We start from the raw sequence: 15,570 nt of genomic DNA on the forward strand, positions 1-15,570 counted from the left end.
CTGCTAGGCTTGTGCAAAACACAAAGCACCGCACAGGAGACCTGCCCGATGAATGCATCCCCGACAACGCATGTCCCACTGCCACCCGGCATGACCGTGCTGGAGCGCGGCTGGCTGTCGGCCAACAATATCGTCTTTGCCGCGCAAGCTGGCGATGCCGAAGGTGCTGCCGTCATCGACACCGGCTATGTCACGCACTCCGCACAAACACTGGCGCTGATCGAAAGCACGCTGGAAGGTCAGCCGCTGGCGCGCATTCTCAACACCCATCTGCACAGCGACCATTGCGGCGGCAATGCCGCGCTGCAACAGGCTTATCCACAGGTGCAGACCTTTATCGCACCGGGTCAGGCCGAACAGGTGCGCAACTGGGACGAGGCCGCCCTCAGCTATGCCCCCACGGGCCAGGAATGCCCGCGCTTTGCCGTCACGGGCCTGCTGCGGCCCGGCAGCACGGTGCGCCTGTCGGGGCGCGACTGGCAGATCCATGCAGCTCCCGGCCATGATCCGCATTCGGTGATTCTGTTCGAGCCCGAAAGCCGCACCCTGATCTCTGCCGATGCACTATGGGAGAACGGCTTTGGCGTGGTCTTCCCCGAGATCGAAGGCATTGCTGCCTTTGACGAGGTCGCCGCGACCCTGGACGTCATCGAGCGCCTGGAGCCCCGCCTTGTCGTGCCCGGACACGGCGGCTTGTTTGGCGATGTGCAGGCGGCTCTGGGCATTGCCCGCAAGCGGCTGGCAGGCTTTGTCCAGGCTCCAGAACGCCATGCCAGCTATGCTGCCAAGGTACTGCTCAAATACAAGCTGCTGGAGTGGCAAAGCATCAGAGTGCAGGATCTGCAGGACTGGGTTCATGCCACCCCCTACTTCGGCACCCTGCACCAAGGCTACTTCGATGCCCAAACGGTACAGCAATGGCTGGACAGCCTGATCGAGAGCCTGGTGGCCAGCGGCGCGGCCGAGCTGCGGCGCGATGCAACCGGTACTCCCATCCTGCTCAATCAGTGAGGAACGCTCAGCGCTGCACAGTGGCGGCAACCAGCCGCATGACCAGCGGACGCACCAGCACCACGCAGGCAAAGGCCGAAGGCATGGCCAGTGCATAGGCCTTGAGCACTCGCCACCCGTAGCCTGCGCTCAGGCCGCCGTTGGCAGCCACGATGATGCAGCACATGAGGAAGGCCATGATCAGCGCCATGTAGAAGGCAAACACCAGGGGTGTGTAGCGCTTGTGCAGCTTGCGACGCCATATTGCGGCGGACCGGGAAGGCCTGTCTCCCTCTTCAGTCATTCGCGCTCAGCTCCTCGTGGTGGGCGGCCTCACCCTGCTTCCAATAGGACGCAATCCGCATGCGCTTGGGATTGGCACCGGGCTTGGCCAGAATGCGCTTGCGCAGATCGGCCATGGCACGATTCTCGCCCGCCGCCCAGACAAAGCCGTCGCCTTCAGGCAGTTCCAGCGCATCCACAGCATCGGCCAGCGAACTCACCCATTGCAGGTCCAGCGCTGCAGCGCTACTCCAGTGGCGTTGATCGACTTGATTGCCGATCTGCACCCGCACGATGGCGCGGCTGCCGGCCGGCAGTTCCGCCAGGCGGCGCTCCATGGCGGGCATGGCGCTTTCATCGCCCAGCAGCACATGCCAGTCCAGATCGGCGGGCACGACCAGGCTGCCGCGCGGGCCGGCCAGGCCCAGCCACTGGCCGACGGGGGCTGTGCGCGCCCATTCCACGGCGGGGCCCGAGCCATGCTCGGCGAACTCCAGCTGCAGCGTGTTGCGGGCGGCGTCGTAGTTGAGCGGCGTGTAATCGCGCATGGTGGGGCGCTCGCCGTCGATATGCGGGCGACCGTCGACCATCTGCGGCAGATTGGGCTTGTCCATCCCGGCCTGGGGCAGGATGAGCTTGGTGTGATCGTCAAAGCCCGCGCTGACAAAGCCTGCCAATTCGGGGCCGCCCACGGTCAGGCGGATAAAGCCGGGGCTGAGCTGCTCGCGCGCCAGCAGCTGCACATGGCGGGAGCGAAATTCGTGGCGTACACGCTGCATGATGGACACTGTCTCGGTGTTGGACATGATTTTCATTAAGTTGATAAAGTCCACGAAATATCCCTTAATAAGTTGACTAAGTCAACAAACAACCTTTCCCACCATGAGTTCATCCATCGCTGCCGATGTGTTCGAGGTGCTGCACGATCTGCTGCACCTGTTTCGCGCGCGCCTGCTTCAGTCGCTTGAAGCGGTGCAACCGGGGCTGACCTTCAACGAATTCCGTATCCTCATGCACACCGGTCGCCACCCCGGCATCACGCAAAAGGAACTGGTCGAGCACAGCCATACCGACAAGGCCCAGATGGCGCGCACCCTGGCCCAGCTGCAGGACAAGGGCTGGCTGGAGCGCTCGGCCAGCGAAGCCGACAAGCGCGTGCGCTGCCTGCAACTCAGCACCCGAGGGCAGCAGTTGTTCGACCAGCTCAGACACCGGCGCGAACAGATAGCCACCGAACTGCTCAGCGGCACGCCTGCAGCCCAGCAGGCCTTGCTGCATGAACTGCTGCGGCAGGCACTGGACGGCGCCCAGGCGACGCGACCGTAAGGACTCTCAAAAAATGAAGCAGCCAGCGCATGCTGCTTGTTGATTTCAACGGTCTATCGCCCTGAGATGCAGCAATGAAAGGCGGTAGCCGCTCTCATATCCGAAGTGAAGCGAGTGCCCGCCTATCACGACCATGTTGTCCTGCAACAACGCAAGACTCTTTTCTTCGTAAATTTTCGCAAAGTTATATTAAGAATCATTATCATTTAATGCATTCGTACCCGAATACGCTTTAGCCAGCCAGGACTCGCCAGCACGCCCTCCAGCGTCTGCGGCCGCATCACAAGTGCAGACAGCCCATACCCGCCAGCCAACTGTCTTCACTTCTAGTCCTTTCAACATGGCTCAATCCAACATCTATATCCAAAGCCGCAAGCATTCCGCAGGTCGCTTGCCTTCCTCCGCCGGTCTGGTCGCCTGCGCCACCGTGCTGGCCGGTGCCACCCTAGCACTGCCAGCGCAAGCCCAGTCCACAGAAACCACGCTCAAGGAAGTCAAGGTGGAAGGCAAGGCCGACACCGGCTACACGCCCGGCCAGCTGTCCTCGCCCAAGTTCACCCAGCCGCTGGTCAACACCACGCAGACCGTCAACGTCATCAAGGAGCAACTGCTGCAGGAGCAAGGCGCTACCACGCTGACCGAGGCGCTGCGCAATGTGCCCGGCGCCGGCACCTTCTACGCGGGCGAGAACGGCAACACCAGCACAGGCGACGCCGTCTATATGCGCGGCTTCGACAGCTCCAGCAGCATCTATGTGGACGGCGTGCGCGACATAGGCTCGATCTCGCGCGATATGTTCAACATCGACCAAGTCGAAGTCACCAAGGGCCCGGCCGGCACCGACTACGGCCGCAGCGCCCCCACCGGCGCTATCAATCTGGTGAGCAAGCAGGCCAATCTGAACAACAGTTTCGGCGGCTCCCTGGGCCTGGGTTCGGCCAGCTACAAGCGCGCCAGCATCGACCTGAATCGCGTCATCAATGCCGAGACCGGCACGGCCGTACGTCTGAACGCCATGGCGCAGGACGCCAATGTGGCGGGCCGCAACGGCATCGAGAACGACCGCTGGGGCATTGCGCCTTCGATTGCCTTCGGCCTGAACTCGCCCACCCGCGTGTTCGTGAACCTGCTGCACATCAAGCAGAGCAATGTGCCCGACGGCGGCGTTGCCACCATCGGCCTGCCCGGCTACACCTCGCCCGACGCTGCAGGCTATGCAGGCCGCCGCGCCTTTCTGGATTCTGCAGCACGCGTCAACAGCAAGAACTTCTACGGCACGGCCTCCGACCACGACGATGTGACGGCCACCATGGCCACGCTGAAGGTGGAGCATGACTTCTCGTCCACCACCAAGCTGCGCAACACCACGCGCTGGGGCGAGACCAAGCAGGACTATCTGCTCTCGGCCATCATGGGCCAGGGATATTCTGTGGGCGGCGTGCTTGGCAGCAATGGTCTGCAGACTCCCAACCCCGCCGATCCATCCACATGGTCAATGGCGCGGCTCATCAACACCAAGGATCAGGTCAACCGCATCCTGACCAACCAGACCAATCTGAACACCAGCCTTGCCACCGGCAGCGTGCAGCATGATCTGAGCCTGGGCCTGGAGCTGACGCGCGAGGAACAGACCAATTACGGCTTGGTGACCTCAGGCTCAGTGCCTACCCGGGTCAGCGTATACAACCCTGACTCCAGCGTCACGCTGCCTGCCTATGTACGCAACGGCGCGGACAGCAAGGGCAAGACCGACACCGTGGCGCTGTATGCCTTCGACACGCTGAAGTTCAACGACCAGTGGCAAGCCAATCTGGGCCTGCGTCTGGACCGCTACAAGACCTCGTACAACGCCATGGCGGTCTGCACGGCCACCTCGACCACCCAACCCTGCGGCAGCAACCCTGCTGGCACCGTGGTGCCCACCACGTCGGACGGCCTGAGCAAATCCGGCACCTTGCTGAGCTGGAAGGCCGGCCTGCTCTACAAGCCCGCCCCCAATGGCAGCGTGTACATGAACTACGCGCTCTCGCAACAGCCACCGGGCGGCAGCAACTTTGCGCTGTCGGCCGCGGTGAACAATGCCGCCAACCCCAATATGGACCCGCAAAAGGCCAAGACGCTGGAGCTGGGCAGCAAATGGGAGCTGGCGGAAAAGAATCTGATGCTCAGCGGCGCGCTGTTCCGCACCGAAGTGACCAACGAGATCGTCACCAACTCCGACGGCACCGTGGGCCAGACCGGCAAGAAGATCGTGCAGGGCCTGGAGCTGGGCGTGATCGGCCAGATCAACAAGGCCTGGGGCGTGAGCGCAGGCTACACCGTGCAGAACACCAAGGTCGACACCGGTGCCCTGGTGGCAGCCGACGCCAGCAACGGCCTGACCTATACGCCCAAGAATGCCTTCAGCCTGTGGAGCACCTACCAGTTGCCCTTCGGCCTGACGGTCGGCGGTGGCGCGCGCTATGCGGGCGGCCTCAAGCGCGGCACGGACGGCGCCGTGGGCACGCCCAACCACACGGACTCCTACTGGGTGTTTGACGCCATGGCCAGCTACCGCGTGAACAAGAATCTGGACATCCAGCTCAATGTCTTCAATCTGTTCGACAAGGACTATGTGGCGGCCATCAACAAGAGCGGCTACCGCTACTTCCCCGGCATTGCACGCTCGGCCCGTCTGACTGCAAACTTCAAGTTCTGATTGGAAGTTCTCCCCCTGAGGCGCTGACGCACCTTCCCCCTCTCTGGCGCTGGGCGCCGGAGGGGGACGACAGCCTCGCTGCGCGGCGGCGCTTGCTCGCTGTCTCTTACCTGGATCGCGCCGTCTTCAGCGACCGCGATCCACTTTCCGACTTGCAGCCTCGCCCAAGCGGGGCTTCTCCATTTCAAAGAAATCTCACCATGATGCTGCATATTCCCCATGTCCTGAGCCGCGAGCAGGTCGCCAGCATGCGTGCCGCCATCGATGCTGCCGACTGGGTCGACGGCCGCTCCACCGTGGGCAGCCAGGGCGCCCAGGTCAAGCGCAACCGGCAGTTGCCCGAGCACTCGCCCGTGGCCCAGGAGCAGGGCCGCATCATCTTGCAGGCGCTGGCCGCCAACCCGCTGTTCTTCAGCGCCGCCCTGCCTGCGCGCACCATGCCGCCGCTGTTCAACCGCTACAGCGACAGCGAAACCTACGGCCTGCATGTGGACGGCGCGGCTCGCCGTGTCGCGGGCTCCGAGCAGTGGCTGCGCACCGATGTGTCCTGCACGCTGTTTCTCTGTGAACCCGAGGACTACGAAGGCGGCGAGCTGGTCGTGGTCGACACCTACGGCACGCACGAGGTCAAGCTGCCTGCGGGCGACCTCATCCTCTACCCGTCAACCAGCCTGCACCGGGTCGAGCCCGTCACGCGCGGCGAACGGGTCTGCTCCTTTTTCTGGGCGCAGAGCATGGTGCGTGACGATGCACGCCGGGCCATGCTGTTCGAGATGGATCAGGCCATCACCGGCCTGCGCGGAAAACTCGGCGAAACCGAGGAAACCGTCAGCCTGACCGGCCACTATCACAACCTGCTGCGCATGTGGGCCGAGACCTGAGAACGTGTTCTGAAAGCGGCCGATCTGCTCAGGGCCTGTGCTTTTCGGCGCAGCCGACCAGATGGTTGTGCATGCTGGTCATGCACTGGTACATATCGCGCGAGCGGCCCGTGGCGGCCTTGCAGTCACTGACCGTGGCCTGGGAGCGCAGCTTCACGAAGTTGCCCGCCGAGCTGTCGTACTGGGCCTGGGTGATATAGCCGCCCCTGAGGTTTTTCTGGCCATTCTCCAGCATGGTCTCGATCTGGCTGCGGATGTTGTCCACCGCCAGCGCGCAGTTCAGCGGCACTTCCTTGCCGTCGACCTTTCTCAGACCCTGGGCCAGACCGTCGGCCATTTCCTGAGCACCCTTGGGCAGCTTCTTCGTGCCGTCGGGATTGCGTGCCTCGGCTCCTTCGCCAAAGCGCCCCGCGCCCGCACCCGAGCTGCCGTTGGGCGAGACCTTGACCTGCGACGCATCTGCCTGCTGCGGTGGCAGTTGCGAGCCGTAATGCGTCTGCCCTTGCGCATCCACCCATTTGTAGACGGGCTGTGCCATCAGGGCACCAGCCCAGGCCAGTCCCAGCGTGGCGATGAGCACGCGGCCTTTTGCAGCTGACATTGCGACTTCCCCTCTCACTCAGTGCTGGTCTGCCATGCGCATAACCAGTATTTGTAAAGAAGTGCAAGAAATAATCGGTAATATGAAAACAGGAGCTGCCTGCGCTTTTTCACCCTTGATTTCAGACCTGAATCAGTTTGAAACCCATGGTTAAAGTGCGCTGACAGCTCCTGATTCAGAAGCTCATGCCGCTCGTGAAGCGTTCAGCCTCAGAACTTCATGTTCGCCGTGATCCAGAAGGTACGGCCGGCCTGCGTCACGCCCGACACCGAGGAGCCACCCTGGAAGTAGCTGTTCACCCAGGTCGGCGTGCCGTTGACGCTCACCTGCTGATACTTGCGGAAGTCCTTGTCGAACAGATTGAAGATGCTGGCGTTGATGCTCAGGCTCTTGTTGACCTGATAGCTGCCGCCCAGATGGAACAGCGCATAGCCCTTGATATCGCCCACGGCATCGAACACGGCCTTGTTGGCATTGCTCAGATTGTCGTAGGAGCCGCTGAAGCGCGGACTCTTGCCGCGGTACTCGCCGCGCGCCCACAGGCGCCACTGGCTGCTCGGCGTCCAGTCCAGCTGGGCGCTGGCAATATGCTTGGCGGTATTGGCGAGCTGGCCGTTCTTGACACCGCCCTCGATCACCTCGCTGTTGGTCCAGGTGTAGCCGGCCTTGACGGCCCAGTCCTTGGCCAGTTGGGCGCGGCTGCTCAGCTCCAGACCCCAGGTCTTGGCCTTGTCCACATTGATGGAGTAATCGGCCGTGGGATTGAACGCGCAGCTGGAGATGGCCGCCGTGGTGCAGGAGCCGCCCGAGGCGATCTTGTCCTTGACATCGTTATGGAAGAACGTGGCCGCGCTGGTCCAGCCCGCCTTGTTGTCGAACAGGGCCGACAGCTCCACATTGGTGCTGGTCTCGGGCTTGAGGTTGGGGTTGCCGATATTGATGGTCTGGCCCTGGCCGCTAATGCCGCTGACACCGTCGATCAGCTGATTCAGGCGCGGAGCCTTGAAGCCCTGGCTCACGCCGCCCTTGAAGGTCCAGTTCGTCGTCGCATCCCAGACCAGATAGGCACGCGGGCTGAACTGGCCGCCAAAGGCGTCATGGTGGTCATAGCGACCGCCCAGCGTGGCCGTCAGGCCCTGGCGCAGGCGCCATTCGTCCTCCACGAACAGCGACCACATGGTCTGCTTGTGGCTTTGGGGCAGCAGGCCGTCCTTGAGCTTGGCATCCCAGAACTGGCCGCCCACGGTCAGCATATGGGCATCGCCCACGGGCGCCACCAGCTTGCTGTCCAGCACCAGATTGGAGGTCTTGAGCTCGCGATCGGCGCCAGCACGCGGGTCGCCCTTGGGCACCGACGCGCCGGGGATGGTGCGGCCAATGGTCTCGGTTTCGGTATGCATCAGGCTGCTTTCCAGCGTGCCGAAGCCCAGACGGCCGGTATGACCGATGCTGACCTGATCGCGGTTGAAACGCAGCGCATCGCGATAACCGGGCTGCGAACCAGGCTTGGCAACCGCATCGCGATTGCCAAGACGACCATCCTCGTTGTTGTACCAGGTGCGAGCCTGGTCCACATCCAGCCAGATGTCGTGATAGCGGCTGGGCGTCAGCGTCAGCTTGGCACCCAGGCTGTGCTGGCGGCTTTGCGCCGGCGCGGGGTTGCGTGCACCGGCGGGCTGTGCGGCGCCAGGGGCCAGCACCCAGTCGGCGGCATCGCGGTTGAAGGTGCTTCCGCGCACGGCCAGACCCAGCAGATCCTGCTTGATGGGGCCGTTGATGTAGAAGCTGCTCTTGTACTGGTTGCCCCATTCGCTGTCTTGCGGAATGCCGGCGCCCACGCTGACTTCGCCACCCCACTCCTTGCTGACCTTGCGCGTGATGATGTTGATCACGCCGCCCATGGCGTCCGAGCCGTAGAGCGTGGACATGGGGCCGCGAATGACTTCGATACGCTCGATGGCCGACATGGGCGGCATGAAGCTGGTCAGTGCGGCGCCGAAGCCGTTGGGCGTGACGTCGCCCGCCACGTTCTGGCGGCGCCCGTCGATCAGGATCAGCGTGTAGTCGCTGGGCATGCCACGGATGCTGATGTCGAGACCGCCGGTTTTACCGGTGCCGCCCATCACATCAATGCCTTCCACGCCCTGCAGGGCTTCGGCCAGATCGCGGAAGTTCTTGGTCTCAAGCTCCTGGCGTGTCACGACGGAGATGGAGGCCGGGGCATTTTTCAGCTCCTGCTCGAAGCCGGAGGCCGAGACCACCACCTCCTCCATGGTGGACTCCCTGGCTTGTGCAAAAGCATTGCCGGCGCATGCGGCGGCAGCGGCCAGGGCCAGTAAACGGGGTTGCCAGCGAATGTGGCGGGCGCGGCTCAGAGCTGCGTTGGACATGATGACTCCTCGGCCTGCCTTGGGCAGGCCGTTCACAGATACGGGTAGGAAGCGGCGGCCCGGTGGGCCTTCTGGACAGCTGGCAGGCAGCTAAAGGGAGACAAAGCCGAGGTTGTATGTGACGTTATGGGCTCTGACGGTTGCAATTATGTACTTTTGTAAACGCAAACCAGTCTCATTCGCCATCTGTTTGTAGGTTATTCACCTACAGGGAGCTTTGCATGCTATTTCACGCGCGCCTCGGCGCGGGTCTTGTCTGAGCACTTGGAGAATCAATAAAAAAAGCGCTCCACACCTTTCAGGCAGAGCGCTTTTTACTATCATCAAATGAGCAATCAGCTCATTGAGACACCCGCTTATGGCAAGTCCTTCATGGTTTCGGGATCATTGGCCGGGCGCGGGCCTATGGTGCCCAGACGGCTTTTGAGCGACTGAGGCTGGCCGGTGATCAGCGCCGCATAGTTGGCGGTATTGGAGAGCACCTTCTTCACATAGTCGCGGGTCTCGCTGAAAGGCACGTTTTCGGCCCAGATGGCGGCATCCAGCGTGGGGCCGTTGCGCCAGTTGCGCGGGCGGCCCGGACCGGCGTTGTAACCGGCAGCGGCCAGCGCCATCGAGCCCTCGAAGTCGTCCAGCGCCAGCTTGAGATAGGAGGTGCCGATGGTGATATTGGTGTCGCGGTCGTTGATCATGTCGGGAGTGAAGCCCGTCATGCCGATCTTCCTGGCCGTCCAGCGCGCCGTGGCTGGCATCACCTGCATCAGCCCCGAAGCGCCCACGCCCGAGCGTGCATCCATGATGAAGCGGCTCTCTTGGCGGATCAGGCCGTAGACATAGGCCGGGTCCAGCCCGATATTGCGCGACTTGGCCAGCACCGTGTCGTGATAGGGCATGGGAAAGCGCTGCTTCCAGTCGGCAAAGGTCTTGGTGCGCTCGCTGGTGTTGATGCAGCGATCCCAGACCTGGCGCTCGCAGGCCAGATCGGCGGCCGCATACAGTTCGCGATCTTCCATGCCTCCCGGCTGGTGCAGATTGGTGGAGTAGTTCCACTCGCGCACCCCTTCGCTGCGCAGCCCCATGCCGATGGCATACAGGCTGCGGCTCAGGCCAGGGTTGCTGCGCGCCGCCGCCTTTTCCTGCGCCGTCAATGGCGCCGGTGCAGGCGGCACGGTGATGCGCTGGCCGATTTCCTCCAGAGCCAGCTGTTCATAGAAGCTGCTGCTGCCGGCCGTGTCCTCCAGCAGTTGGCGGGCTTCGGCCTTTTCCTCGGCATTGGGGCGGCCCGCCAGCATGGCCTTGGCTTTCCAGTAGGCCCAGGTCGGGTCGGTGCGTTCCGGGCCCATGGCGTCGATGGCGCGACGCACGGCCTTCCAGTCGCCGGCGCGCAGCGCGGCCCGGGCTTTCCAGCCCAGCAGGTCGTCGCTCAGGTCCTCGTTGCGGCGCACCTTGCCGAAATAGCTATTGGCATCGGGCGAGAGCTTGAAGGCTGCCTGCTTGCCGGCCACGGCCCAGGCCCAGTTGCGCTCCTCGCCATTGAGCTGAGCGCCCCAGCCGCCTTCGATCTGGGTGGCTGCCGCATCGGGATCGCTGGCCGCCATGCGGATCAGGGCCAGCAGGGCCAGCTCCTTGCGTTCGCGCCCGCGTGCCTTGCTCTGGCCTGCCAGGTATTTGGCGGGCGAGGCAAACACCTGCGCCACCTGGTCGGCGGCCTCGGGAGCGACGATGGCGACCGCATCACGGGCCGCCTTCTGGCGATTGGCTTCGGTGGCCACACGGGCACGGCGCCAGACGTCGGCGTCGGTGATCAGCTTGTTCGCATACAGCTGGCCGGCGGCCGTGGTGCAGCCGTCGTCGGCATCCTTCTGTGCCAGCCACAGATCGCGTACCTGCTGGCCCACATTGGGCGCGCCCCGGCCTTGCAAGGCATCGGCGAGCAGGGCGTAGCAGGTGACGGACTTGTCGTCGCGCATGCGGAACTTGGGATAGACCTGGCTGAAGGTGTTCCAGTCACGCTGTTTTCCCAGCAGCAGCAGCCAGTCGTTGCGCAAGCGGTCTTCCTGGTAGGTGCCGGCATAGCGGCTCAGAAAGCCCTGGATTTCATCGGGCGACGCGGTTTCCAGACGGTTCTTGAGTTCCCAGTAAGCGGCCCAAGGTTCGAGAGGGTGACCGGCAGCCTGGGGCAGGAGCTGGGTCAGCGCCGTCTGGTTGCGGCTGCGGAATGCTTTTTGCATATCCAGCAACACGGCGTCGCCCGGGTTTTGTGCCTGCGCAAACGGAGCAGCTACAGTCAACAGGGAAGCCGCACAAAGCGGTGTCAAAATCTTCAGCCAGTGCATGGAGGAAATTATCCGATGGACAAAGCAGCGTTACGCCGCAAGTTGATTGAACTGCGCCTCAACCTTCCAGATCGCCTGCAACGCGCCGATGCGCTGCAGCAGGTGATGCGCTTTTGGCTGATGGAGCGGCCCGATACCGTGATTGGTGCCTACTGGCCCATCAAGGGTGAATTCGATCCGCTGCCAGCCCTGCATCGCTGGAAGGAAGATGGCGAGCTACAGGGTACTCCACAAAGGCGCAGGATCGGGCTGCCGGTGATAGACAAACAGCGCAAGACGCTGAGTTTTCACGCCTGGTACCCCGGTTGCCCGATGGAGGAGGACGCCTATGGCATTCCCAAGCCCAAGGATACCGAACTGCTGGTGCCCACACTGCTGTTTGTCCCCTGCGTAGGCTATGCGGCCGGCGGCTACCGCCTCGGCTATGGCGGCGGCTTCTATGACCGCACGCTGGCCGAGCTGAGCCCGCGCCCGTTCACCGTGGGCCTGGGCTACACCAATGGCTATGTCGATGACTTCCAGCCCGAGGCCCATGACCTGCCACTGGACGCCATCCTCAACGACAACGGCGTGGTCTGGCCCGTCTAACCTTTGAATCGCTTTGCCATGAGTCGTCCCCGCAAGAACATTCCCCAGCGCCGCTACCGCCAGCGCCCGCCACTGACCGTGATGCAGCTGCCGCTCACGCACCCCGAGGTGCTGCGGCTGCAATCCCATATGCGCCGCCATGGCGCGCTCGGCCTGACACCGCGCCAGCACGATGCCATCTGGGACTTTCTGTTCGAGCGCCCCGAGAGCCAGGCCTGGCTCAGCCAGATGACGGCGCAGATTCAGGCCGGGCAGATCGCCACGCGGCCCAGCGCCTGAGTCGGACTCATCGAAAAAAATGCTCCTTATTAAGGAGCATTTACCACTTCAAATCAAATGACTTCAATGCTTTTTCAGCCTGAAGTCCTTTTTCATCAAGCGCAAGCAGCTATCGATTTCAGGACACCGACTGGCTGGCGCGCCAGTTCTGCCAGCCCGATGCACGCAGCTCGCAGGCCGGGCAGCTGCCGCAGCCATAGCCCCAGTCGTGCAGCACATCGCGCGTGCCCTGGTAGCAGGTATGGGTCTCGGTGCGGATCAGCTCCACCAGCTCGCTGCCGCCCAGATCATGGGCCAGCTGCCAGGTCTGGGCCTTGTCCAGCCACATCAGCGGCGTATCGATGCGCAACCGGCGCTCCAGGCCCAGGTTCAGCGCCAGCTGCTGGGCCTTCATGGTGTCGTCACGGCAATCGGGGTAGCCCGAGTAATCGGTCTCGCAGACGCCGGTGACGATCACCGTCAGCCCGCGGCGATAGGCCAGCGCGCCGGCCAGCGTCAGAAACAGCAGATTGCGGCCCGGCACAAAGGTATTGGGCAGGCCGTCGGCCTGCATGGCAAAAGCCACATCCTCGGTCAGGGACGAGCCGCCGATCTGCTTGAGCACGTCGAGCGACAGCACATGGTCCTCGCCCAGACGCGGCGCCCACTGGGGAAAGCGCTGAGCCAGCTGCTCGCGCACGCCGGCGCGCACCTGCATCTCCACGCTGTGGCGCTGGCCGTAGTCAAAGCCCAGCGTCTCCACGCGCTCGAACATGGCCAGGGCCTGGGCCAGGCAGGTGGTCGAGTCCTGGCCGCCCGAGAACAGCACCAGCGCGCCCTTGTGGTGACCAGCCCCTGCCACATGCGCGGCCAGGTTTGCAGAAGAAGTGGAAGTATTTGCCATAGTGGTGCAATTACATCATCCGCCGCGCCGCCCAGACATGACTGTGGAATCAAAACACACAGACCGCCAGGCCCAAGCTTGATAAGCTCGGCGGCAGATACACACAGGAGTCCGCCATGAAGCTCTATATCGGCAACAAGAATTACTCATCCTGGTCCATGCGGCCCTGGGTGCTGATGCGCCAAAGCGGCATCAGCTTCGAAGAGCTCACACTGCGCTTTGACAGCTTTGCCCCCGACTCCAGCTTCAAGCTGCAGGCGCTGGCACTCGCCCCCACCGGCAAGGTGCCGCTGCTGGTCGACGAGGGGCTGGTCATCTGGGACAGCCTGGCCATCTGCGAATACCTGGCCGAGCGCTTCCCCGACAAGCACCTGTGGCCACAGACCGTGGCCCAGCGCGCCCGCGCGCGCAGCCTGGTGGCGCAGATGCACAGCGGCTTCGGTGCGCTGCGCAGCTTCTGCCCCATGAATATCGAAGCCCAGTTGCAGGAGACCGGCGCCCGGCTCTGGGCCGAGCATGCTGACCTGCGCAGCGATGTCCAGCAGCTCGAGGAACTCTGGACCCCGCTGCTGAACGCCGCCAGCGGCCCCATGCTGTTTGACCAGTTCAGCATTGCCGATGCTTTTTTTGCGCCGGTCTGCATGCGCATCAACAGCTACGGCCTGCCGACCTCGGCCCCGGTACGCGCCTATGTGCAGCGCGTCACCCAGCTGCCCGCCACCCAGGAATGGATTCAGGCGGCCCTGGCCGAGCAGGACTTTCTGCAGTTCGAAGAGCCTTATCGCCAGCAGCGCTGAGGCAGCAATCCCGCAATCGCGGTATCTGCAGGCCGACGCGCAGCCACTACCATTGCAGCATGAGTGAATTCAAGGTTTTCAAGGTAGGCGGCGCGGTGCGTGATGCATTGCTGGGCCTGCCCGTCAACGACACGGACTGGGTGGTGGTTGGCGCCACCCCGGAGCAGATGAGCGCGCGCGGCTTCGTGCCCGTGGGGCGCGACTTTCCGGTGTTCCTGCATCCCCAGACCCATGAGGAATACGCGCTGGCGCGCACCGAGCGCAAGAACGGCATGGGCTATCGCGGCTTTGTGGTTCACACCGCCGCCGATGTGACGCTGGAAGAAGACCTGGCGCGGCGCGATCTCACCATCAACTCCATCGCCGCTCCTGCGGACTGGAGAGGCAAGGACGAGCTCCAGGACCTGGTGGATCCTTATCACGGCCAGCAGGATCTGAAGGACCGCGTGCTGCGCCATGTGACCGATGCCTTTCGCGAAGACCCGGTGCGCATTCTGCGTCTGGCGCGCTTTGCGGCGCGCTTCACCGACTTCCGCGTCGCGCCCGAAACCATGGAACTCATGCGCGAGATGGTGGCCGCCGGCGAGGTCGATGCCCTGGTGCCCGAGCGCGTGTGGCAGGAAATCAGCCGCGGCCTGATGGAGGAGCGGCCCTCGCGCATGTTCGACATCCTGCGCGAATGCGGGGCGCTGGTCCGGCTGCTGCCCGAGCTAGACAGACTCTGGGGCGTTCCCCAGCGCGCCGAATACCACCCCGAGATCGATTGCGGCGTGCATGCCATGATGGTGCTGGACATGTCGGCGCGTCTGCAGGCTCCGCTGTCCGTGCGTTTTGCCTGCCTGTGCCATGACTTCGGCAAAGGCACCACGCCGGCCGATGTGCTGCCCCGCCATATCGGCCATGAACAGCGCAGCGCCCGCCTGCTGCTGCAGGTCTGCGAGCGCTGGCGCGTGCCCAACGACTGCAAGGAGCTGGCCGAGGTCGTGGCGCGCGAACATGGCAACCTCCACCGCAGCAACGAACTCAATGCCGCCGCCCTGCTGCGCCTGCTGGAGCGCTGCGATGCCATCCGCAAGCCCCAGCGCTTCGAGGAAGCCCTGCTGGCCTGCGAATGCGATGCACGCGGCCGGCTGGGCTTTGAAGAGGCGGCGTATCCGCAGCGCCAGCGCCTGGGCAATGCCCTGAAGGCGGCTCTCGCCGTGGAGACCGCCCCCGTTGCCCAGGCGGCAGCGCAGCGTGGCCTCAAGGGCAAGGCCATTGGCGATGCCGTGAGCAAGGCGCGCGAGCAGGCGATTGCAGCCTATCTGGAAGGCGGCGCCTAGCCGTCCGCGCGCCGAGGCCCGCGCGGCAGGGATGGGCGCGACTTGAGTTAAGTCAAAGAAGCTATGCTGCAGCCATTGCACAGTACGAGACGGCTGCGGCGGTTCGCTCCGCCGGGGCCATGCAGCGGGTCACGAAGCCCGCTGCAACACCCATGCCATACCGGCATGGTTCTTTGACGGGCAAGTGTCCGGCCTAC

General features: G+C 63.6%; 14 protein-coding genes. 8 read left to right on the forward strand and 6 right to left on the reverse strand.

Going from position 1 to position 15,570, the window contains the following annotated elements:
* The first annotated feature begins 48 nt into the window (after positions 1-48).
* Positions 49-1,011: an MBL fold metallo-hydrolase gene (locus tag CTR2_RS24675; protein ID WP_087080227.1), complete on the forward strand. Its 963-nt coding sequence runs from the start codon at positions 49-51 to the stop codon at positions 1,009-1,011.
* Between the two features lie 7 nt (positions 1,012-1,018).
* Here the strand turns inward: CTR2_RS24675 and CTR2_RS24680 are convergent, their stop codons facing one another.
* Entirely contained in the window at positions 1,019-1,294 is a 276-nt protein-coding gene (locus CTR2_RS24680) for a DUF2798 domain-containing protein (RefSeq protein ID WP_087080225.1), read from the reverse strand.
* On the reverse strand, positions 1,287-2,087 hold the full coding sequence (locus tag CTR2_RS24685; protein WP_087080223.1) for a siderophore-interacting protein: 801 nt from the start codon (positions 2,085-2,087) through the stop codon (positions 1,287-1,289). The genes CTR2_RS24680 and CTR2_RS24685 overlap by 8 nt, the downstream gene beginning before the upstream one ends.
* A gap of 67 nt (positions 2,088-2,154) precedes the next feature.
* Between CTR2_RS24685 and CTR2_RS24690 the strand changes: the two genes are divergently transcribed.
* The 3 genes from CTR2_RS24690 to CTR2_RS24700 all read left to right on the forward strand — a co-directional run bounded on the left by CTR2_RS24690 (position 2,155) and on the right by CTR2_RS24700 (position 6,177).
* Positions 2,155-2,598 carry a MarR family winged helix-turn-helix transcriptional regulator gene (locus CTR2_RS24690; protein ID WP_087080221.1) on the forward strand — a complete coding sequence of 148 codons (444 nt, stop codon included), beginning with the start codon at positions 2,155-2,157 and terminating at the stop codon, positions 2,596-2,598.
* Between the two features lie 340 nt (positions 2,599-2,938).
* A complete protein-coding gene (locus CTR2_RS24695; RefSeq protein ID WP_087080219.1) occupies positions 2,939-5,296 on the forward strand; it encodes a catecholate siderophore receptor Fiu in 2,358 nt (785 codons plus the stop codon).
* A gap of 200 nt (positions 5,297-5,496) precedes the next feature.
* A complete protein-coding gene (locus tag CTR2_RS24700; RefSeq protein WP_087080217.1) occupies positions 5,497-6,177 on the forward strand; it encodes a Fe2+-dependent dioxygenase in 681 nt (226 codons plus the stop codon).
* A gap of 28 nt (positions 6,178-6,205) precedes the next feature.
* On the opposite strand, the gene CTR2_RS24705 is transcribed toward CTR2_RS24700, so the two are convergent.
* From CTR2_RS24705 to CTR2_RS24715, 3 genes are all read right to left on the reverse strand, one after another.
* Complete coding sequence (locus CTR2_RS24705) at positions 6,206-6,778, reverse strand: DUF4124 domain-containing protein (RefSeq protein ID WP_087080215.1); 573 nt, start codon at positions 6,776-6,778, stop codon at positions 6,206-6,208.
* 209 nt (positions 6,779-6,987) lie between these two features.
* A complete protein-coding gene (locus CTR2_RS24710) occupies positions 6,988-9,168 on the reverse strand; it encodes a TonB-dependent receptor domain-containing protein (RefSeq protein ID WP_087080214.1) in 2,181 nt (726 codons plus the stop codon).
* Between the two features lie 356 nt (positions 9,169-9,524).
* Positions 9,525-11,504, reverse strand: coding sequence for a lytic transglycosylase domain-containing protein (locus CTR2_RS24715; protein WP_087080212.1), 1,980 nt, complete (start codon positions 11,502-11,504; stop codon positions 9,525-9,527).
* 15 nt (positions 11,505-11,519) lie between these two features.
* Between CTR2_RS24715 and CTR2_RS24720 the strand changes: the two genes are divergently transcribed.
* Positions 11,520-12,092: a 5-formyltetrahydrofolate cyclo-ligase gene (locus CTR2_RS24720; RefSeq protein WP_054073811.1), complete on the forward strand. Its 573-nt coding sequence runs from the start codon at positions 11,520-11,522 to the stop codon at positions 12,090-12,092.
* A gap of 18 nt (positions 12,093-12,110) precedes the next feature.
* Positions 12,111-12,371, forward strand: a complete 261-nt coding sequence (locus CTR2_RS24725; RefSeq protein WP_034354650.1) for a hypothetical protein — start codon at positions 12,111-12,113, stop codon at positions 12,369-12,371.
* Positions 12,372-12,489: 118 nt separating this feature from the next.
* Here CTR2_RS24725 and queC read toward each other — a convergent pair whose 3' ends face one another.
* On the reverse strand, positions 12,490-13,254 hold the full coding sequence (queC, locus tag CTR2_RS24730) for a 7-cyano-7-deazaguanine synthase QueC (RefSeq protein ID WP_176391577.1): 765 nt from the start codon (positions 13,252-13,254) through the stop codon (positions 12,490-12,492).
* A gap of 116 nt (positions 13,255-13,370) precedes the next feature.
* Here queC and CTR2_RS24735 point away from each other — a divergent pair, with 116 nt between their 5' ends.
* Positions 13,371-14,051 (forward strand): glutathione S-transferase family protein, encoded by a 681-nt coding sequence (locus CTR2_RS24735; RefSeq protein ID WP_087080210.1) that lies wholly within the window; start codon positions 13,371-13,373, stop codon positions 14,049-14,051.
* Positions 14,052-14,110: 59 nt separating this feature from the next.
* On the forward strand, positions 14,111-15,373 hold the full coding sequence (locus tag CTR2_RS24740; RefSeq protein ID WP_087080208.1) for a multifunctional CCA addition/repair protein: 1,263 nt from the start codon (positions 14,111-14,113) through the stop codon (positions 15,371-15,373).
* Positions 15,374-15,570: the final 197 nt, after the last annotated feature.

Origin of the sequence: Comamonas thiooxydans (assembly GCF_002157685.2) — a bacterium.
Classification (GTDB): Bacteria; Pseudomonadota; Gammaproteobacteria; order Burkholderiales; family Burkholderiaceae_C; genus Comamonas; species Comamonas testosteroni_H.